The following is a 17,623-nucleotide window of genomic DNA, read 5'->3' as shown; positions in this document are numbered from 1 at the left end:
CAGCGGACGGCCTTCGTCTTCACCACGCCGCCCGCGGGCGCCTCACGCCCTGGACCGCGGCTCGTCGGCGCACGCGCCCCGGGGTCGGCCCCCGCCCGGTCGACATCTGCCCCCGCACCGGCGGCCCCGGCCCCGCCGGCCGCCCCGCGGCCCGTGCTCACCCCTCCTTGGAGCGGGCCTTGGGCCGCGCCCGTACGTGCATCCGCTCGCCCTGCGGTCCGAACAGGCTCAGGAACTCCGCGGGCCCCTCCCCCGTCGACCCGAACCAGTGCGGCACGCGAGTGTCGAACTCCGCCGCCTCCCCGGCCTCCAGCACGACGTCGTGCTCGCCGAGGACCACACGCAGCCGCCCGGACAGGACGTAGAGCCATTCGTACCCCTCGTGGGTGCGCGGGTCGGGCTCCGCGGTCCGCTTCGGTTCCAGCACTTTGTAGGCCTGGAGTCCGCCGGGCTGGCGGGTCAGCGGCCAGTGGGTGCGTCCGTGGCGCACGATCGGCTCGGCGCGGACCCGGGGGTCGCCGACCGGCGGGGCGCCGACCAGTTCGTCCAGCGGTACCTGATGGGCCCGCGCGATGGGCAGCAGCAGTTCCAGGCTGGGTTTACGCAGTCCCGACTCAAGGCGCGAGAGCGTGCTCACGGAGATGCCGGTCGCCTCCGACAGCCCGGCCAGGGTCGCCCCGCGCTCCTTCCTGATCCGCCGCAGCCGCGGACCCACCTCGGCGAGGACCTCGTCCGTCGTCGCCTCGGCGGCCCCGCGCCCGCCCTCGCCGCTCTCGCCCGCACGGGCCGTGTCGCTCATCCCTCCATTGCAGAATCGGCAAAGATGTTTGTCAATCCGGCGGATCTCGCGCGACCTTCTCCGTGGAGGTGGTCACCATGACCGAGGCAAGGAACGAGACGGGAACCGGGACGACGGACGGTCCGTCGGCGGGGACGACGGGCGGACCGGCGGGGGCGACGGGCAGTCCGTCGGCGGGGGCGTACGAGGTGGTCGTCGTGGGCGGCGGCGCGGCGGGGCTCTCCGCGGCCCTGGTCCTCGGCCGGGCCCGGCGCCGGACGCTCGTCGTCGACGAGGGCGGGCCGCGCAACGCGCCCGCCGCGCACCTGCAGGGCTATCTGACCCGCGACGGCATGCCGCCCGCCGAGTTCCTGGCCGCGGGCCGGCGCGAGGTCGAGGGCTACGGGGTGGAGATCGTCCGGGGCCGGGTGACGGAGGTCGTCAATGGCGGCGCCGGGGAGTTCGAGGTCACGGTCGGCGCCTCCGGGCAGACCGTCCACGCGCGCCGGCTGATCGTCACGACGGGCCTGGCCGACGAGATGCCTGCGGTGCCCGGGGTCGCCGAGCGCTTCGGCCGCGATGTGCTGCACTGCCCGTACTGCCACGGCTGGGAGGTGCGCGACCTGGCCTTCGGCGTGCTGGCCACGACCCCCATGAGCGTGCACCAGGCACTGATGGTCGGCCAGTGGTCGAAGGACGTCACGCTGTTCCTGCACACGGTGGCCGAGGACGAGCTGTCCGACGAGGACCTGCGCCGGCTCGCCGCCGCGGGCGTCGCCGTGGTGCCGGGCGAGGTCGCCGGACTGGTGGTCGCCGAGGACCGGCTCACCGGGGTGCGGCTCGCGGACGGGACCACGCACGAGCGCTCCGTGCTCTTCGTCGCGCCGCGCCCGGTGCCGCGGACCGGCCTGCTGGAGCGGCTGGGCGCGGAACTGCGGGAGACCCCCTTCGGCAGCTACCCCGTGACCGACCCGACCGGGCTGACCAGCGTGCCCGGCGTCTGGGCGGCCGGCAACGCCGCCGGGTTCGCCGAGCAGGTGGTGAACGCGGCGAGCGGCGGATACCGCGCGGCGGCCACGCTCAACGGCGAGCTCCTCTTCGCCGACCTCGACGCGGCGATCGCGCGCGGACAGGGCTGAAACACGTCGCCGGGGGACACACGCCGGGTGCCGTACGGGTGTGAAGCGGGCGCTCGCGTTGCACGATGGCTGCATGCTGCTGAGCCGGCTCGCCCATGTGTCCCAGGAGGTCGCCGCCACCTCGGCGCGGTCCCGGAAGACCTCGCTGCTCGCGGAGCTCTTCCGGGACGCCGAGGCGGAGGACGCGCCGATCGTGATCCCGTATCTGGCGGGCCGGCTGCCGCAGGGCCGCATCGGGGTGGGCTGGAAGGTGCTGAGCACCCCGGTCGCCCCCGCCGCCGCCCCCACCCTCACCGTGCGTGAGGTCGACGCCCGCCTCACCGCGCTCGGCCAGGTCGCCGGGGCCGGATCGCAGGCCGAACGGGCTCGGCTGGTGGGTGAGTTGATGGGGGCGGCGACCGAGGAGGAGCAGCGTTTCCTGTTCGGGCTGCTCACCGGTGAGGTGCGCCAGGGCGCCCTCGACGCGCTCGCGGTCGAGGGGCTCGCGCAGGCGACCGGCGCGCCCGCGGGGGACGTGCGGCGCGCGGTGATGCTGGCCGGCTCGCTCTCCGCGGTGGCGCGGGCCCTCCTCGCGGACGGTCCGGAGGCGCTGGCCGGGTTCCGGCTCACCGTCGGCCGCCCGGTGCTGCCGATGCTGGCGCACTCCGCCTCGTCCGTCTCCGAGGCGGTCGGCAAACTGGGGGCCTGCGCGGTCGAGGAGAAGCTCGACGGCATCCGGGTGCAGCTGCACCGGGACGGCGACGAGGTCCGCGTCTACACCCGCACCCTCGACGACATCACCGACCGGCTGCCCGAACTCACTTCGGTGGCAAGGGAGTTGCCGGTCGAACGGTTCGTCCTGGACGGGGAGGTGCTAGCGCTGGACGCCGAGGGGCGGCCGCGTTCCTTCCAGGAGACGGCCGCCCGCGTGGGCTCGCGCGTGGACGTGGCGGCGGCTTCGCGGACCGTGCCCGTCTCCCCCGTCTTCTTCGACGCGCTGTATGTCGACGGACGGGACCTGCTGGATCTGCCGTTCACCGAGCGGCACGCGGAACTGGCCCGGCTGGTTCCCGAGCCGATGCGGGTCCGGCGGACGCTGGTGCCGGGCCCGGAGGAATCGGGGCGGGCCGAGACGTTCCTGGCCGACACGCTGGCCCGGGGGCACGAGGGGGTCGTCGTGAAGGGCCTCGACGCCCCCTACAGCGCGGGCCGGCGCGGTGCCTCCTGGCTCAAGGTCAAACCCGTGCACACCCTCGACCTGGTGGTCCTGGCGGCCGAGTGGGGTCATGGGCGGCGCACCGGCAAGCTCTCCAACCTGCATCTGGGCGCCCGCGCCGGCGACGGCTCGTTCGTCATGCTCGGCAAGACGTTCAAGGGCATGACCGACGCGATGCTCGCCTGGCAGACCGAACGCTTCCGGGAGCTGGCCGTCTCGGACGACGGTCACGTGGTGGCGCTGCGGCCCGAACTCGTCGTCGAGATCGCCTACGACGGTCTGCAGCGCTCCACCCGCTACCCGGCCGGTGTCACCCTGCGCTTCGCCCGGGTGGTGCGCTATCGCGAGGACAAGACGGCCGCCGAGGCCGACACCGTCGACACCCTGCTGGCCGCCCACCCGGAGGTGACGCCGTGAGCGGAGCACGACACCCGAAGCGCAGCGCGGGACTGCTGCTGTTCCGGCGCACCGGTCAGGGCGTGGAGGTCCTGGTCGGCCACATGGGCGGCCCGTTCTTCGCACGGCGCGACGCCGGGGCCTGGACGCTCCCCAAGGGCGAGTACGAGCCCGACGAGACGGCCTGGGACGCCGCCCGCCGCGAGTTCCGCGAGGAGCTCGGACTGCCGCCGCCCGACGGGGAGGCGATCGCGCTCGGCGAGGTCACCCAGACGAACGGCAAGATCGTCACGGCCTGGGCGGTCGAGGCGGACCTCGACCCCGCCTCGGTCGTGCCCGGCACGTTCACCATGGAGTGGCCGCCGAGATCGGGACGGCGGGAGGAGTTCCCCGAGCTGGACCGGGTGGAGTGGATGACCCCGGAGCGGGCCCGGACGCTGCTGGTATCCGCCCAGACCGTGTTTCTGGACCGGCTGGCTGAGCACTCGGCCTGAGAGCCGGTGTTCGGCCAGGAGCACCGGCTCACCTCGGGGGCCCGCCCGCGTTGCGCCGCAGGGCACCGCGCGGGAGGGTCGGGGAACAAGCAGCCTTCAGGAGGTCGGCATGCCCATCGCGACGGTGAACCCGGCGAACGGCGAGACGCTCAAGACGTACGACGCACTCGGCGCCGAGGAGATCGAGCGCAGGCTCGCCGCCGCCGAGGCCACGTTCCGCACGTATCGCACCACCCCCTTCGCCGAGCGGGCGCGGCTCATGCACCGTGCCGCCGACCTGCTGGACGAGGACCTGCAGGACATCGGCCGGGTGATGACCACCGAGATGGGCAAGCCGGTCAAGCAGGCCCGGGCGGAGGCCGCCAAGTGCGCCAAGGCGATGCGCTGGTACGCCGACCACGCCGAGGACCTGCTCGCCGACGAGCTCGCCTCCCCCGCCGACGCCGCCGACTCCGGGGCCTCCCGGGTCCTCGCGCGGTACCGGCCGATCGGCCCCGTGCTCGCGGTGATGCCGTGGAACTTCCCGCTCTGGCAGGTGGTCCGGTTCGCCGCGCCCGCGCTGATGGCCGGCAACGTGGGCCTGCTCAAGCACGCCTCGAACGTGCCGCAGACCGCCCTGTACCTGGAGGACCTGTTCCGGCGCGCGGGCTTCCCCGAGGGCTGCTTCCAGACGCTGCTGATCGGGTCGGGCGCCGTCGAGGGCGTCCTGCGCGACCCGCGGGTCAAGGCGGCCACCCTCACCGGCAGCGAGCCGGCGGGCCGGGCGGTCGCCTCGGTCGCCGGGGACGAGGTCAAGAAGACGGTGCTGGAGCTGGGCGGCAGCGACCCGTACGTGGTGATGCCGTCCGCCGACGTGGAGCGCGCCGCCACGGTCGCCGTCACCGCGCGTGCGCAGAACAACGGGCAGTCGTGCATCGCCGCCAAGCGGTTCATCGTGCACGCCGACGTGTTCGACGCCTTCGCGGAGCGGTTCACGGCGGGTATGCGGGCCCTCAAGGTCGGTGACCCGCTGGAGGAGGAGACCGAGATCGGGCCGCTCTCCACCGAGCAGGGGCGGGCCGACCTGGAGGAACTGGTCGACGACGCCGTGGAGAACGGCGCGACGGTGCTGTGCGGCGGCGAACGCCCCGACGGTTTCGGCGCCGGCTGGTACTACACGCCGACCGTGCTCACCGACATCACGCCGGACATGCGCATCCACCTGGAGGAGACGTTCGGGCCGGTCGCCACGCTCTACCGGGTCGAGGACCTGGACGAGGCGGTGGCCCTCGCCAACGACACCCCGTTCGGGCTGAGCTCGAACGTATGGACCCGTGACGAGGCGGAGGTGGAGCGCTTCGTGCGCGATCTGGACGCGGGAGGGGTGTTCCTCAACGGGATGACGGCCTCGCACCCGGCGTTCCCCTTCGGCGGGGAGAAGCGGTCGGGCTACGGGCGTGAACTGTCGGGGCACGGAATCCGCGAGTTCTGCAACATCACCACCGTATGGCACGGAGCGTGAGCGTTCCGCAGCTACGATCCCTTGTGTGAACCGCGAAGTGACCCTCCCTCTGATCGTCGACGACCGCGGCACGTTGCAGGTGGCGGCCGCCGACGTCAGCAAGCTGCTGCGCACGGTGGGCGGCCGGTGGCTGCATCTGGTGGAGGCCGGCCAGGACGGTCTCGACGAGGACACGGTCGCCGCCCTCACGATCGAGCTGGCCAAGCTGGCCGACCGGATCGACGTGGCCTGCATCGCGCACAGCAGCGGCCCGAACGGCCGCTGACCCGTCCGGCGAGCGGCGGGCGGCGGGCGGCGACCGAGAGTCACCGTCCGCCGGATCGCCGGGACTCCTCGCGGGCCGGGCCCGCGGCCCGTGGAATCCGGCTCCGGGGTCAGACGACCCGCTGGTCCTGTTCCCACAGGGCGTGCCAGAACCTCGTCTCGTAGGCCTGGAGCAGCCGTCCGTGGCGCAGGACCTCGTCCAGCGAGATCCGGTCGGCGTCGAGGCCGGCCTGCACGGCGGCCAGCGCCCTGTTCTCCAGGTCCGGCGCGGGCGCGGCGAAGAGGTCGAAGAACGCGCAGGCCGCGTCGTCGAAGCCGTAGTGGCGGCGCAGGGCCTCGGCGATCGTCTCGCAGTAGCCGCCCCAGGCGGCGACGTTGGCGCCGAGCGCGAGGACCACGTCGGTGGGCTCCCCGTTCAGGGCGAGCAGGGCGACGTACGCGGGATAGGCCTGGCAGTCGGCCAGCGGCTCGTACTCCGCCGCCCGTACCTCGTCCGCGCCCACCGCGGCGGCGAAGGCGGTGAGCCGTTCACCGGCCCTGACCTCGTCCTCGGCGAGCATCTCGAAGAACGCGGCGCTCGCCGGATCGGGGGCGGACGTCCGGGTGCCGGCCGCCGAGCGTTCGGCCAGGTGGACGAACGCGCGATGGTCCGCGGCGATCACATGACGCTCTTCGAGGGCCAGCGCCGCGAGCGTGTCGACCTGGGCGGCTCCCCTGGCGATCAGGGGCAGCAGGCGGTTGGCATGGGGGTCCGGGGCGAGTTTCCCGGTGACGCCCTCCAGCAGTTCCCTGGCCGTCCGCGTCATCGCGCGCTCCTTCGGTCCGGCTGAGTCCGAGCCCCCGCGACCAGAGTGCACGCTCACCCCCGCTTCACCGTGCTGCGACGCGAAGTCCCAGGTCCGGTGGGGTGACGGAGCCGGGCCCGCCAGGGCCGCGCGGACGCGGCCGGGCGCGGCACCCCGGGGCGCCGGTGTTCACCGGCGCCCGTCGGCAGCGCGGGACGGGCCCGTCGCGCACCGGGGGGTCAGCGGATCGGCATGCCCGACAGGGTGCGGGCGATCACCAGGCGCTGGATCTCGCTGGTGCCCTCGAAGATCGTGTAGATGGCCGCGTCGCGGTGCATCCGCTCCACCGGGTACTCGCGTGTGTAGCCGTTGCCGCCCAGGATCTGGATCGCCTGGCCGGTGACCTTCTTCGCCGTCTCGCTGGCGAACAGCTTCGACATGGAGCCCTCGGCCGCCGTGAACTGCTTGCCGTTGACCGCCATCCAGGAGGCCCGCCACACCAGCAGCCGTGCCGCGTCGATCGAGGTGCGCATGTCGGCGAGCTGGAAGGCGACGCCCTGGTTGTCGATCACCGGGCGGCCGAACTGCTCGCGCGTCATCGCGTAGTCGAGGGCCACCTCGTACGCGGCCCGCGCGGTGCCCACCGCCATGGCGCCGACGGCCGGGCGGGAGGCCTCGAAGGTGGCCATCGCGGCGTTCTTGACACGCTCGCCACCACCGGCCTTCGCGCGCTCGCGGGCACGGGCGAGGCGCTCGTCGAGCTTCTCCTTGCCGCCGAGCAGGCAGGAGCCGGGAATACGGACGTTCTCCAGGACGACCTCGGCGGTGTGCGAGGCGCGGATGCCGTGCTTCTTGAACTTCTGGCCCTGGGACAGGCCGGGGGTGTTCGGCGGCACGATGAAGGAGGCGTGGCCCTTGGAGCCCAGCTCGGCGTCGACGACCGCGACGACGACGTGGACGTTGGCGATGCCGCCGTTGGTCGCCCAGGTCTTCGTGCCGTTCAGGACCCACTCGTCCTTGGCCTCGTCGTAGACGGCGCGCGTGCGCATCGAGGCGACGTCGGAGCCGGCGTCGGGCTCGGAGGAGCAGAAGGCGGCGACCTTGACATCGTTGGCGTCGCCGTACATCTGGGGGATCCAGGTGCCGATCTGCTCCTCGGTGCCGTTGGCGAGGACGCCGACCGCGGCGAGACCGGTGCCGACGATCGACAGCGCGATGCCCGCGTCGCCCCAGAACAGCTCCTCCATGGCCATCGGGATGCCGAGGCCGGTGGGGTCGAAGTACTGCTGGGCGTAGAAGTCCAGGGAGTAGATGCCGACCTTGGCGGCTTCCTGGATGACCGGCCAGGGAGTCTCCTCACGCTCGTCCCATTCGGCGGCCGCGGGGCGGATCACATCGGCGGCGAAGCCGTGCAGCCAGTCGCGGACCTCCTTCTGTTCGTCGTTGAGCTCCATGGTGAACTCGGCCATGTCCCCTCCAGCACTGCACTAAGCTGTTACTTGCGGTAACTGGAGTGTGTTACTGGCTAGTAGGAAAAGTCAACTCCCGAGTTCGGCTCGGCATCCCGTTCGATACCCATACGCCGATCAGTGTTAGTTTGCGCAAGCGTCACCGAATCACCACGGGTGGGGAGAGCACATGGACACCACGCAGCGGACCGATCAGCAGAAGTCCGCCGACCGCCGCCGGCGCGAACTGCTGGAAGCCGCCGACAGAGTGGTGCTCCGCGACGGCCCCGGCGCCTCCATGAACGCCATCGCCGCCGAGGCCGGCATCACCAAGCCCATTCTGTACCGCCACTTCGGCGACAAGGGCGGTCTGTACGCGGCGCTCGCCAAGCGGCACACCGACGCCCTCCTCGAAGCGCTGCGGGCGGCCCTGGACGCGCCGGCCGAACGGCGTGAGCGCGTCGAGTCGACGCTCGACACCTATCTGGCCGCCATCGAGGCACGTCCGCAGGTGTACCGCTTCCTGATGCATCCTGCGGAGGGCGGCCAGCCGGGCGACCCCGGGTTCGACATCGGCAAGTACTCCGCCCCGGTCCTGCGCCGCATGGGCGAGGAACTGGCCGAGGTCATCGAGGAACGGGTGGACCTCGGACCGGGCAGCCAGCAGCTGGCGCGGGTGTGGGGCCACGGCATCGTCGGCATGATGCACGCGGCCGGCGACTGGTGGCTGGGCGAACGCCCTTGCTCGCGCGCCGAGTTGGTGCGGAGCCTGGCCGACCTGCTGTGGGGCCGCCTCGCGGCGGCGGGCGACCGGCTCGGCGGACCCGGCTTCTGACCGGGCCCTGCCGACAGGACCCGGATACTGACGGGCCCACCCGGGCAGGACCCGGATACTGACGGGCTCACCTGGACAGCACGCGGATCCTGACCGGGGCTCACCCGGACACCCCGTCAAAGAACCGGGCACCGCCCGCCGGAGACGCCCGACGCGTCGAGCCGCCGCGTCGAGCTTCTCCGCGCCCGGGCCGCGGCCGTACGCCATCGCCGCGGCGACCGGGCCCTCAGCCGCTCCAGGGCGCCCGCGCCACCTTCCGCAGGAGCCTGCGGCGGCGCATGCCGGTGAGCCGGTCCGCGTACACCCCGCCCTCCAGGTGGTCGCACTCGTGCTGGAGGCAGCGGGCGAACCAGCCGGTGCCGTGCACGGTGACCGGCTCGCCGGTGAGCGCCCGGCCCTCGACGACCGCGTGGTCGTACCGCTCGGTGCCGGCCTCGAGACCGGGCAGCGAGAGACAGCCCTCGGGTCCGCGCAGGACCACGCCGTCCGCCTCGACGAGACGCGGGTTCACCACATGACCGACATGACGGACATCGTCGTCGTCCGGGCAGTCGTAGACGAAGACCCGCAGGCCGACGCCGATCTGGTTCGCGGCGAGGCCGACGCCCTCGGCGGCGTACATCGTCGCGAACATGTCCTCGACGAGCTCCGCGAGTTCCGGGCCGAAATCTGTGACGTCCTCGCAGGCTGTACGCAGGACGGGGTCACCCAGCAGGATGAGGGGCCGGACGCGCCCGTGGGTGCCGGGGATGGATCCGTGTCGCATGGCGGCAAGGGTACGGTCCTCGTAGGCGCGCGCAGGTAGCGCCGGCACCGAGGTGGTGCCGCGATTCGGGCCCGTGAGTGGATCTCGATAGGCTGAGCCCCACATGTGCCGGGGGCAGGGGCGCGGCGCGTACGCAAGGAGGATCGAGAAACGATGTCAGGCAACTCGGACCCGCTGTCGCCGCGGGCCAAGCTGGCCGTGACGGCGGGCAAGGCGGCGGCAGCCGTCTCGCGAGCCGCCGGACGCGGCAGCGGATCGGTGATCGGCGGCCGGGTGGCGCTCAAGCTCGACCCCGACCTGCTGGCGAGACTCGCCACGCACCTGGACGTGATCCTGGTGTCGGCGACCAACGGCAAGACCACGACGACCCGGCTGATCGCGGAGGCGCTGCGCGCCGCCGGCCCGGTCGTGTCCAACGCGCTCGGCGCCAACATGCCCGCGGGCATCACCTCGGCGCTGGCCGGCGGCTCGGACGCCAAGTTCGCGGTCATCGAGGTCGACGAGAAGTACCTCGCGGGTGTGGCCCGTGACACCGACCCGAAGTGCATCGCGCTGCTGAACCTCTCGCGCGACCAGCTCGACCGCGCCGCCGAGACGCGGATGATGGCCGAGCACTGGCGCGAGGGGCTGGCCGGTTCCAAGGCCGTCGTCGTCGCCAACGCGGACGACCCGCTGGTCGTCTGGGCCGCGTCCTCCTCGCCGAACGTCATGTGGGTGGCGGCCGGCCAGATGTGGAAGGAAGACGCCTGGTCCTGCCCGTCCTGCGGCGGCGTGATGCAGCGCCCCGGCGACGACTGGTTCTGCGGCGAGTGCGGTTTCCGCCGTCCGACCCCGACCTGGGCGCTGTCCGGGGACCACGTCCTCGACCCGCACGGCTCCGCGTGGCCGATCCACCTCCAGCTCCCCGGCCGCGCCAACAAGGCGAACGCCGCCTCCTCGGCCGCCGTGGCCGCCGTCTTCGGGGTGCCGCCGCAGGTCGCCCTGGAGCGCATGTACCAGGTGCAGGCGGTCGCCGGACGCTACGACGTGGTCCAGTTCATGCAGCGCGACCTGCGTCTGCTGCTGGCCAAGAACCCCGCGGGCTGGCTGGAGACCTTCTCCCTGATCGACCCGCCGCCGACCCCGGTCATCCTGTCGGTGAACGCGCGCGGCGCCGACGGCACCGACACCTCCTGGCTGTGGGACGTCGACTACACCCGCCTGACCGGACACCCGATCTTCGTCCTCGGCGACCGCAAGCTCGACCTCGCCGTCCGCCTCGAAGTCGCGGGCCAGCAGTTCCAGGTCTGCGACACCCTCGACCAGGCCGTGCAGATGGCACCGCCCGGACGCATCGAGGTCATCGCGAACTACACCGCATTCCAGGACTTGAGGCGTCGTGTCGGCAACTGAGCCACGGAGGACGAAGAGAATGACTGACAACAGCCTGCGCCTGGTGTGGATCTACCCGGACCTGCTGAGCACCTACGGCGACCAGGGCAACGCCCTCGTCGTGGAGCGCCGGGCGCGTCAGCGCGGCCTCGACGTGGCCCGTGTCGACGTGCGCAGCGACCAGCCGGTCCCGACCTCCGGCGACATCTACCTCATCGGCGGCGGCGAGGACCGGCCGCAGCGGCTCGCCGCGGAGCGGCTGCGCCGCGACGGCGGTCTGGAGCGCGCGGTCGGCAACGGCGCGATCGTGTTCTCGGTCTGCGCCGGCTACCAGATCCTCGGGCACGAGTTCATCAACGACCTCGGCCAGCGCGAGCCGGGCCTCGGCCTGCTCGACGTGGTCTCGGTGCGCGGTGAGGGCGAGCGCTGCGTCGGTGACGTCCTCGCGGACATCGACCCGCGGCTCGGCCTGCCCCAGCTGACCGGCTTCGAGAACCACCAGGGTGTGACCCACCTCGGGCCCGGCGCCCGCCCGTTCGCGAACGTGCGGCTCGGCAAGGGCAACGGCACGGGTGACGGCACGGAGGGCGCGTACAACGACACGGTGTTCGGCACGTACATGCACGGGCCCGTCCTCGCCCGCAACCCGCAGATCGCGGACCTGCTGCTGAAGCTGGCCCTCGACGTCAACGCGCTGCCGCCGACCGACGACCGCTGGTACGAGGCGCTGCGCTCCGAGCGCATCGCGTCCGCCACGCAGCCCGCGTAGGGCGACCCGCCCCGGCGGGACGGAGGAACCGTTTCTCGAGGAGGAACGGTTCCTCTTCGCGTTTCCGGGAGAAGGACCGTTTCAGCACCTCAAACGGCCTCTCCGGCCCCTCCCCCGGGGCCCGTCTGAAACGGTATCCGCACAGGTGAGCGGGGGTGTCCAGCAGGCGGACGCACGGTACGGCGCGGACCCCTCGCGCCGGTAGGCTGGCGGCGATCCTTGCCGGACAACGTGGTCCGGTCCCCGGACCACGTTGAGAAGGTAATTCGGGCTATGCGCATTGGTGTCCTCACGTCCGGCGGCGACTGCCCCGGCCTGAACGCCGTCATCCGGTCGGTCGTACACCGCGCCGTCGTCGACCACGGCGACGAGGTCATCGGCTTCCGGGACGGCTGGAAGGGTCTTCTGGAGTGCGACTACCTCAAGCTCGACCTCGACGCGGTGAGCGGCATCCTCGCTCGCGGCGGCACCATGCTCGGCTCCTCCCGGGTCCAGCCCGCGCATCTGCGTGACGGCGTGGAGCGGGCCAAGGGCCATGTCGCGGACCTCGGGCTCGACGCGATCATCCCGATCGGCGGCGAGGGCACCCTCAAGGCGGCGCGCCTCCTCTCGGACGGCGGCCTGCCGATCGTCGGCGTGCCGAAGACCATCGACAACGACATCGCGGTCACGGACGTCACGTTCGGCTTCGACACGGCCGTCGGTGTCGCGACCGAGGCCCTCGACCGGCTGAAGACCACCGCCGAGTCCCACCAGCGCGTCCTGATCGTGGAGGTCATGGGCCGCCACACCGGCTGGATCGCGCTGCACTCCGGCATGGCCGCCGGCGCCCACGCCATCGTCGTGCCGGAGCGGCCCTTCGACATCGAGGAGCTGGCGGCCCGGGTCGGCGAGCGGTTCGAGGCCGGCAAGCGCTTCGCCATCGTCGTCGCCGCCGAGGGCGCCAAGCCCCGCGAGGGCTCGATGGCCTACGACGAGGGCGGCAAGGACATCTACGGCCACGAGCGCTTCGCGGGCATCGCCCGGCAGCTCTCCATCGAGCTGGAGGAGCGGCTCGGCAAGGAGGCCCGCCCGGTCATCCTCGGCCACGTCCAGCGCGGCGGCACCCCGACGGCCTACGACCGCGTGCTCGCGACCCGCTTCGGGTGGCACGCCGTGGAGGCCGTGCACCGGGGCGAGTTCGGGATGATGACCGCGCTGCGCGGCACCGACATCGTCATGGTGTCGCTCGCCGAGGCGGTCGAGACCCTGAAGACGGTTCCGGACGAGCGCTACGCCGAGGCGGAGTGCGTGCTCTGAGACGTACGCGGGAGAACCGCCCCCGGTCGCAGCCGCGGCCGGGGGCGGTTCTACTCTGGTGCGGACAGACAGCGCACAACCAGTACGAAACAGGAGCCGGCGGATGGATCACAGCGGGCACGGCATGACCATGGATCTGCCGCCGTTCACGCTGGGGCGGGGGCTCGCATGGTCCGCCGACCCGTTCTTCCTCGTCGCGTGCCTGCTCGGGCTCGGGCTCTACGGCTGGGGAGTCGTACGGCTGGCCCGGCGCGGCGACGCGTGGTCGTGGGGCCGTACGGCCGCCTTCCTCGTCGGCGTGCTGACGGTGATGCTCGTCATGTGCACCCGGCTGAACGACTACGGCATGGTCATGTTCAGCGTGCACATGGTCCAGCACATGGTGATCAGCATGCTCTCGCCGATCCTGATCCTGCTCGGGGCGCCGGTCACGCTGGCGCTGCGCGCCCTGCCGGTGGCCGCGAAGCGGGGTGGCAAGGGACCGCGCGAGCTGCTGCTGATGTTCCTGCACAGCCGGTACATGAAGATCGTCACGCACCCGGCGTTCACCATCCCGATGTTCATCGCGAGCCTGTACGCGCTGTACTTCTCCCCGCTCTTCGACTTCCTGATGGGCTCGACCACGGGCCACATCGCGATGATGTGCCACTTCCTCCTCGTCGGCCTGTTCTTCTTCTGGCCGATCATGGGAGTGGACCCGGGCCCGCAGCGTCCCGGCTATCTGATGCGGATGCTGGAGCTGTTCGCGGGAATGCCGTTCCACGCGTTCTTCGGCATCGCACTCATGATGGCCTCGGGTCCGATGGTCGAGTCGTACAAGAATCCGTCGGCCTCGCTCGGCATCGACGCGCTCTCCGACCAGACCGCCGCCGGCGGCATCGCCTGGGCGTTCAGCGAGATCCCCTCCGTCCTCGTCCTGCTCGCGCTGCTCTTCCAGTGGTACAACTCCGAGCAGCGCCAGGCGAAGCGCCTGGACCGCGCCGCCGACCGGGACGGCGACAAGGAACTCGAGGCGTACAACGCCTATCTGGCCTCGCTGAACGCGCGCGGCCACTGAGGGAACGCCTGCGCGCGGCCGCCGGGCCACCTGGGTGGTGCGCCGTCCGCGCCCGGTGGTCATCCCTCCCGCGGCGGGCCCACCGCGCATCCCGGGAGCCAGGCAGGGCGCACGGCCCTGGCGATGCGCCTCCCTCCGGGTGAAAATGGGCCTTGAGGCCATGGCCCGCGTCGCGGACCCGCCTGGAGGAGGGTGCTGCGATGCCCGGTTCGACGAAGACGATGGGGGTGCTCACCGTGGGCGGGCTCGTCGTGGTGACGGCCTACACGGTGGCGCTCGGCAGCAACGGCTGGCTGTGGTTCGGCTGGGTCGTGCTCGGCCTGATCACCCTGGGGATGGTGGCCTCCCGCAGCGCCTGAACCCGCCCGGGCCGGGCCAGGTCCGCGAACGGTGACCGGACATCCGCGGGTGCGGACGGTCGCGGAGCCGACCGCCGGGGCGCCGGGGCACCGGGTTGCAGCGGAGCCGGTGCGCCCCGAGCACCGGGTTGCCGAGCCGGTCCAGCCCAGGCGCCGGGTCGCCCAGGAGCCGGGGCAGCCGTGGGGCCGGCACCCTTCACCGCCGGGGCGCCGGCAGCCGTGGGCCCGGGATCCCTCACTGCCGGGGACTCCGGGCGGCGGAGTGCACCCCGGGCTGGTACTTGGGGAGCCGGGCGGTGATCTTCGTACCCGCTCCCACCGCGGTCTCGATGACCAGGCCGTGATCGTCGCCGTACACCTGGCGCAGCCGTTCGTCGACGTTGGAGAGCCCGATCCCCCCGGACGGGCCGACCTCCCCCGACAGGATGCGGCGCAGCCGTTCGGGGTCCATGCCGACGCCGTTGTCCTCGATGACCACGAGCGCCTCGGCCCCGGCGTCCTGCGCCGTGATGCTGATGTGGCTCTTGTCGGTCTTGCCCTCCAGACCGTGCTTGACGGCGTTCTCCACCAGGGGCTGGAGGCACAGGAACGGCAGCGCGACCGGCAGCACCTCGGGGGCGATCTGGAGGGTGACGGACAGCCGCTCGCCGAAGCGGGCCCGGACCAGCGCCAGGTAGTGGTCGATGGCGTGCAGCTCGTCCGCGAGGGTGGTGAAGTCGCCGTGCCTGCGGAACGAGTAGCGGGTGAAGTCGGCGAACTCCAGGAGGAGCTCGCGGGCGCGCTCGGGGTCGGTGCGGACGAAGGAGGCGATCACGGCGAGCGAGTTGAAGATGAAGTGCGGGGATATCTGGGCCCGCAGCGCCTTGATCTCGGCCTCGATCAGCCGGGTACGGGACCGGTCGAGGTCGGCGAGTTCCAGCTGGACGGAGACCCAGCGCGCCACCTCTCCGGCGGCCCGTACGAGGACCGCGGACTCGCGCGGCGCACAGGCCACGAGCGCTCCGTGCACCCGTTCGTCGACGGTGAGCGGTGCGACGACGGCCCACCGCAGCGGGCAGTCGGGCGCGTCGCAGGTGAGCCGGAAGGCCTCGCCCCGGCCGGTCTCCAGCGGGCCGGCGAGACGCTCCATCACCTCGGCGCGGTGGTGGGCGCCGGCCCCGTCCCAGGCGAGGACGGTCTCCTCGTCGGTCAGGCACAGGGCGTCCGTGCCGAGCAGGGTGCGCAGCCGCCGGGCGGACCTGCGGGCCGTCTCCTCGGTGAGTCCGGCGCGGAGCGGGGGCGCGGCGAGCGAGGCGGTGTGCAGGGTCTGGAAGGTGGCGTGCTCGACCGGGGTGCCCAGTCCCCCGAGGTTCTCGGGCCGCGCGGTGCGCCGGCCGAGCCAGAATCCGGCGGCCAGGAGGGGGAGCACGGCCACGCACAGGCCCGCCACGAACCCGCTCATCCGCTCACCGCCCGGACCTGGCCGTCCGTGAGTTCCTCCGGGAGGTGGAAGCGGGCGAGGATCGCCGCCGTCCCGGGCGGGACGCGGGCGGGGGTGGCCAGCGACACCAGCACCATGGTCACGAAGCCGAGCGGCACCGACCAGAGGGCCGGCCAGGCGAGCAGGGCGCGCAGGGTGCCCGCCGTCCCCGGGTAGCCGGCCATGGTCGCGGCGACGGCGACGAGTGCCGCGCCCCCGCCGACGAGCATCCCGGCCGCCGCCCCGGGCGGGGTGAGCCGCCGCCACCAGATGCCGAGGACCAGCAGCGGGCAGAAGGAGGACGCGGACACGGCGAACGCGAGGCCGACGGCGTCGGCGACGGGCAGTCCGCCGACCAGCACGCTCGCGGCGAGCGGTACGGCCATCGCGAGGACGGTGCCGAGCCGGAAGTGCCGGACCCCGCGGGCGGGCAGCACGTCCTGGGTGAGCACGCCCGCGACGGCCATGGTCAGCCCGGACGCGGTGGAGAGGAACGCGGCGAACGCGCCGCCGGCGACGAGCGCCCCGAGCAGGTCCGCGCCCACTCCGCCGATCATCCGGTCGGGCAGCAGGAGGACGGCGGCGTCCGCGTCGCCGGTGAAGGTCAGTTCCGGGGCGTACAGGCGCCCCAGGGCGCCGTAGACGGGCGGCAGCAGGTAGAAGGCGCCGATCAGGCCGAGAACGGCGACGGTGGTGCGGCGGGCGGCGACCCCGTGCGGGCTGGTGTAGAAGCGGACGACGACGTGGGGAAGGCCCATCGTGCCGAGGAAGGTCGCGAGGATCAGTCCGTAGGTGGCGTAGAGCGGGCGTTCCTCGCGGCCGGCGGCCGGTGCGGCGGACAGGGCGTCGGCGCCGCCGCGTCCGGCCTCCGGGACCCGGGCGCCCGGGTCGAAGGTCAGCCGGGTGCCGCCGCCGATGCGGTGGGTTCCCCGGGGCAGCCGGACGCGCGCGTCCTCGTAGCGGCGGCCGTCGACGGTGCCGGTCGCGGTGACGGTGAGCGGGCTGCGGAGCTTGAGGTCGAGCGTGGAGCCGATCTGGACGAGGCGCCGCTCGCGGAAGGCGGGCGGTTCGTCGAAGGCGTCGCGGGGGGCGCCGTGGGCCTGCCAGGCGAGGATCAGGAAGAGGGCGGGGACGAACAGGGCGGTGAGCTTGAGCCAGTACTGGAAGGCCTGGACGAAGGTGATGCTGCGCATGCCGCCGGCGGCGACCGTGGCCACCACGACGACGGCGACCAGGACCCCGCCGAACCAGTCGGGCGCGTCGGTCAGGACCGCCAGCGTCAGCCCGGCGCCCTGCAGTTGGGGCAGCAGATAGAGCCAGCCCACGCCGACGACGAAGGCCCCGGCGAGCCGTCTGACGGCCTGGGAGCCGAGCCGGGCCTCCGCGAAGTCGGGCAGCGTGTAGGCGCCGGAGCGGCGCAGGGGGGCCGCGACGAACAGGAGCAGCACGAGGTAGCCGGCGGTGTAGCCGACCGGGTACCAGAGCATGTCGGGCCCCTGGACGAGCACCAGGCCGGCGATGCCGAGGAAGGAGGCGGCGGACAGGTACTCGCCGCTGATCGCGGCCGCGTTGAGCCGGGGGCCGACGGTGCGCGAGGCGACGTAGAAGTCGGAGGTGGTCCGGGAGATGCGCAGCCCGAACGCGCCGACCAGGACGGTCGCGACGACGACGAGGGCGACGGCGGGAACGGAGTAGTTCTCGTTCACGG

General features: G+C 72.8%; 17 protein-coding genes. 11 read left to right on the top strand and 6 right to left on the bottom strand.

Features of this window, described 5'->3' with window-relative positions:
- Positions 1-157: 157 nt before the first annotated feature.
- Entirely contained in the window at positions 158-799 is a 642-nt protein-coding gene (locus IO36_RS05480; protein WP_051900014.1) for a helix-turn-helix domain-containing protein, read from the bottom strand.
- Between the two features lie 77 nt (positions 800-876).
- On the opposite strand from IO36_RS05480, the gene IO36_RS05475 reads away from it, so the two are divergent.
- The 5 genes from IO36_RS05475 (at position 877) to IO36_RS05455 (ending at position 5,768) form a co-directional block, all read left to right on the top strand.
- Complete coding sequence (locus IO36_RS05475) at positions 877-1,917, top strand: NAD(P)/FAD-dependent oxidoreductase (protein ID WP_078943025.1); 1,041 nt, start codon at positions 877-879, stop codon at positions 1,915-1,917.
- 73 nt (positions 1,918-1,990) lie between these two features.
- Positions 1,991-3,529: an ATP-dependent DNA ligase gene (locus IO36_RS05470; RefSeq protein ID WP_037616679.1), complete on the top strand. Its 1,539-nt coding sequence runs from the start codon at positions 1,991-1,993 to the stop codon at positions 3,527-3,529.
- Entirely contained in the window at positions 3,526-4,002 is a 477-nt protein-coding gene (locus tag IO36_RS05465) for an NUDIX hydrolase (protein ID WP_037616677.1), read from the top strand. Before IO36_RS05470 ends, IO36_RS05465 begins: the two co-directional genes overlap by 4 nt.
- 109 nt (positions 4,003-4,111) lie before the next feature.
- A complete protein-coding gene (locus IO36_RS05460; protein ID WP_037616675.1) occupies positions 4,112-5,503 on the top strand; it encodes an NADP-dependent succinic semialdehyde dehydrogenase in 1,392 nt (463 codons plus the stop codon).
- A 25-nt stretch (positions 5,504-5,528) separates the two neighbouring features.
- The gene (locus IO36_RS05455) at positions 5,529-5,768 is read left to right on the top strand and encodes a DUF6213 family protein (protein WP_037616672.1); all 240 of its coding nucleotides are present in this window, start codon (positions 5,529-5,531) and stop codon (positions 5,766-5,768) included.
- A gap of 109 nt (positions 5,769-5,877) precedes the next feature.
- Here IO36_RS05455 and IO36_RS05450 read toward each other — a convergent pair whose 3' ends face one another.
- Positions 5,878-6,573, bottom strand: a complete 696-nt coding sequence (locus tag IO36_RS05450; RefSeq protein WP_037616669.1) for a hypothetical protein — start codon at positions 6,571-6,573, stop codon at positions 5,878-5,880.
- Between the two features lie 218 nt (positions 6,574-6,791).
- Positions 6,792-8,021, bottom strand: coding sequence for an acyl-CoA dehydrogenase family protein (locus IO36_RS05445; protein WP_037616667.1), 1,230 nt, complete (start codon positions 8,019-8,021; stop codon positions 6,792-6,794).
- Positions 8,022-8,190: 169 nt separating this feature from the next.
- Here IO36_RS05445 and IO36_RS05440 point away from each other — a divergent pair, with 169 nt between their 5' ends.
- Positions 8,191-8,835 carry a TetR/AcrR family transcriptional regulator gene (locus IO36_RS05440; protein ID WP_037616664.1) on the top strand — a complete coding sequence of 215 codons (645 nt, stop codon included), beginning with the start codon at positions 8,191-8,193 and terminating at the stop codon, positions 8,833-8,835.
- A gap of 226 nt (positions 8,836-9,061) precedes the next feature.
- Here the strand turns inward: IO36_RS05440 and def are convergent, their stop codons facing one another.
- Complete coding sequence (def, locus tag IO36_RS05435) at positions 9,062-9,601, bottom strand: peptide deformylase (protein WP_037616663.1); 540 nt, start codon at positions 9,599-9,601, stop codon at positions 9,062-9,064.
- Positions 9,602-9,754: 153 nt separating this feature from the next.
- On the opposite strand from def, the gene IO36_RS05430 reads away from it, so the two are divergent.
- The 5 genes from IO36_RS05430 (at position 9,755) to IO36_RS45755 (ending at position 14,456) form a co-directional block, all read left to right on the top strand.
- Entirely contained in the window at positions 9,755-10,993 is a 1,239-nt protein-coding gene (locus IO36_RS05430; RefSeq protein ID WP_037616660.1) for a MurT ligase domain-containing protein, read from the top strand.
- A gap of 19 nt (positions 10,994-11,012) precedes the next feature.
- Positions 11,013-11,741 carry a type 1 glutamine amidotransferase gene (locus IO36_RS05425; RefSeq protein ID WP_037616659.1) on the top strand — a complete coding sequence of 243 codons (729 nt, stop codon included), beginning with the start codon at positions 11,013-11,015 and terminating at the stop codon, positions 11,739-11,741.
- 273 nt (positions 11,742-12,014) lie between these two features.
- On the top strand, positions 12,015-13,040 hold the full coding sequence (locus IO36_RS05420; RefSeq protein ID WP_037616657.1) for a 6-phosphofructokinase: 1,026 nt from the start codon (positions 12,015-12,017) through the stop codon (positions 13,038-13,040).
- A gap of 103 nt (positions 13,041-13,143) precedes the next feature.
- Positions 13,144-14,097 carry a cytochrome c oxidase assembly protein gene (locus tag IO36_RS05415; RefSeq protein WP_037616655.1) on the top strand — a complete coding sequence of 318 codons (954 nt, stop codon included), beginning with the start codon at positions 13,144-13,146 and terminating at the stop codon, positions 14,095-14,097.
- Between the two features lie 200 nt (positions 14,098-14,297).
- On the top strand, positions 14,298-14,456 hold the full coding sequence (locus tag IO36_RS45755; RefSeq protein ID WP_037616653.1) for a hypothetical protein: 159 nt from the start codon (positions 14,298-14,300) through the stop codon (positions 14,454-14,456).
- Between the two features lie 235 nt (positions 14,457-14,691).
- Here the strand turns inward: IO36_RS45755 and IO36_RS05405 are convergent, their stop codons facing one another.
- Both IO36_RS05405 and IO36_RS05400 read right to left on the bottom strand, forming a co-directional pair.
- Positions 14,692-15,897, bottom strand: coding sequence for a sensor histidine kinase (locus IO36_RS05405; RefSeq protein ID WP_037616650.1), 1,206 nt, complete (start codon positions 15,895-15,897; stop codon positions 14,692-14,694).
- Positions 15,894-17,621 carry a sodium/solute symporter gene (locus IO36_RS05400; RefSeq protein WP_037616648.1) on the bottom strand — a complete coding sequence of 576 codons (1,728 nt, stop codon included), beginning with the start codon at positions 17,619-17,621 and terminating at the stop codon, positions 15,894-15,896. The genes IO36_RS05405 and IO36_RS05400 overlap by 4 nt, the downstream gene beginning before the upstream one ends.
- Positions 17,622-17,623: the final 2 nt, after the last annotated feature.

This window comes from Streptomyces aureus (assembly GCF_000725495.1).
In the GTDB taxonomy this organism is placed as follows: domain Bacteria; phylum Actinomycetota; class Actinomycetes; order Streptomycetales; family Streptomycetaceae; genus Streptomyces; species Streptomyces aureus_B.
Note: the sequence above shows the minus strand (reverse complement) of the source record. Positions and strands in the feature narration are given on the sequence as shown.

Bases quoted from the DNA above. Each gene is read 5' to 3' on its own strand.
- def (WP_037616663.1), bottom strand. From the start codon at position 9,601: ATGCGACACGGATCCATCCCCGGCACCCACGGGCGCGTCCGGCCCCTC.
- IO36_RS45755 (WP_037616653.1), top strand. From the start codon at position 14,298: ATGCCCGGTTCGACGAAGACGATGGGGGTGCTCACCGTGGGCGGGCTC.
- IO36_RS05470 (WP_037616679.1), top strand. From the start codon at position 1,991: ATGCTGCTGAGCCGGCTCGCCCATGTGTCCCAGGAGGTCGCCGCCACC.
- IO36_RS05450 (WP_037616669.1), bottom strand. From the start codon at position 6,573: ATGACGCGGACGGCCAGGGAACTGCTGGAGGGCGTCACCGGGAAACTC.
- IO36_RS05475 (WP_078943025.1), top strand. From the start codon at position 877: ATGACCGAGGCAAGGAACGAGACGGGAACCGGGACGACGGACGGTCCG.
- IO36_RS05440 (WP_037616664.1), top strand. From the start codon at position 8,191: ATGGACACCACGCAGCGGACCGATCAGCAGAAGTCCGCCGACCGCCGC.
- IO36_RS05405 (WP_037616650.1), bottom strand. From the start codon at position 15,897: ATGAGCGGGTTCGTGGCGGGCCTGTGCGTGGCCGTGCTCCCCCTCCTG.
- IO36_RS05480 (WP_051900014.1), bottom strand. From the start codon at position 799: ATGAGCGACACGGCCCGTGCGGGCGAGAGCGGCGAGGGCGGGCGCGGG.
- IO36_RS05430 (WP_037616660.1), top strand. From the start codon at position 9,755: ATGTCAGGCAACTCGGACCCGCTGTCGCCGCGGGCCAAGCTGGCCGTG.
- IO36_RS05415 (WP_037616655.1), top strand. From the start codon at position 13,144: ATGGATCACAGCGGGCACGGCATGACCATGGATCTGCCGCCGTTCACG.
- IO36_RS05445 (WP_037616667.1), bottom strand. From the start codon at position 8,021: ATGGCCGAGTTCACCATGGAGCTCAACGACGAACAGAAGGAGGTCCGC.
- IO36_RS05460 (WP_037616675.1), top strand. From the start codon at position 4,112: ATGCCCATCGCGACGGTGAACCCGGCGAACGGCGAGACGCTCAAGACG.
- IO36_RS05420 (WP_037616657.1), top strand. From the start codon at position 12,015: ATGCGCATTGGTGTCCTCACGTCCGGCGGCGACTGCCCCGGCCTGAAC.
- IO36_RS05425 (WP_037616659.1), top strand. From the start codon at position 11,013: ATGACTGACAACAGCCTGCGCCTGGTGTGGATCTACCCGGACCTGCTG.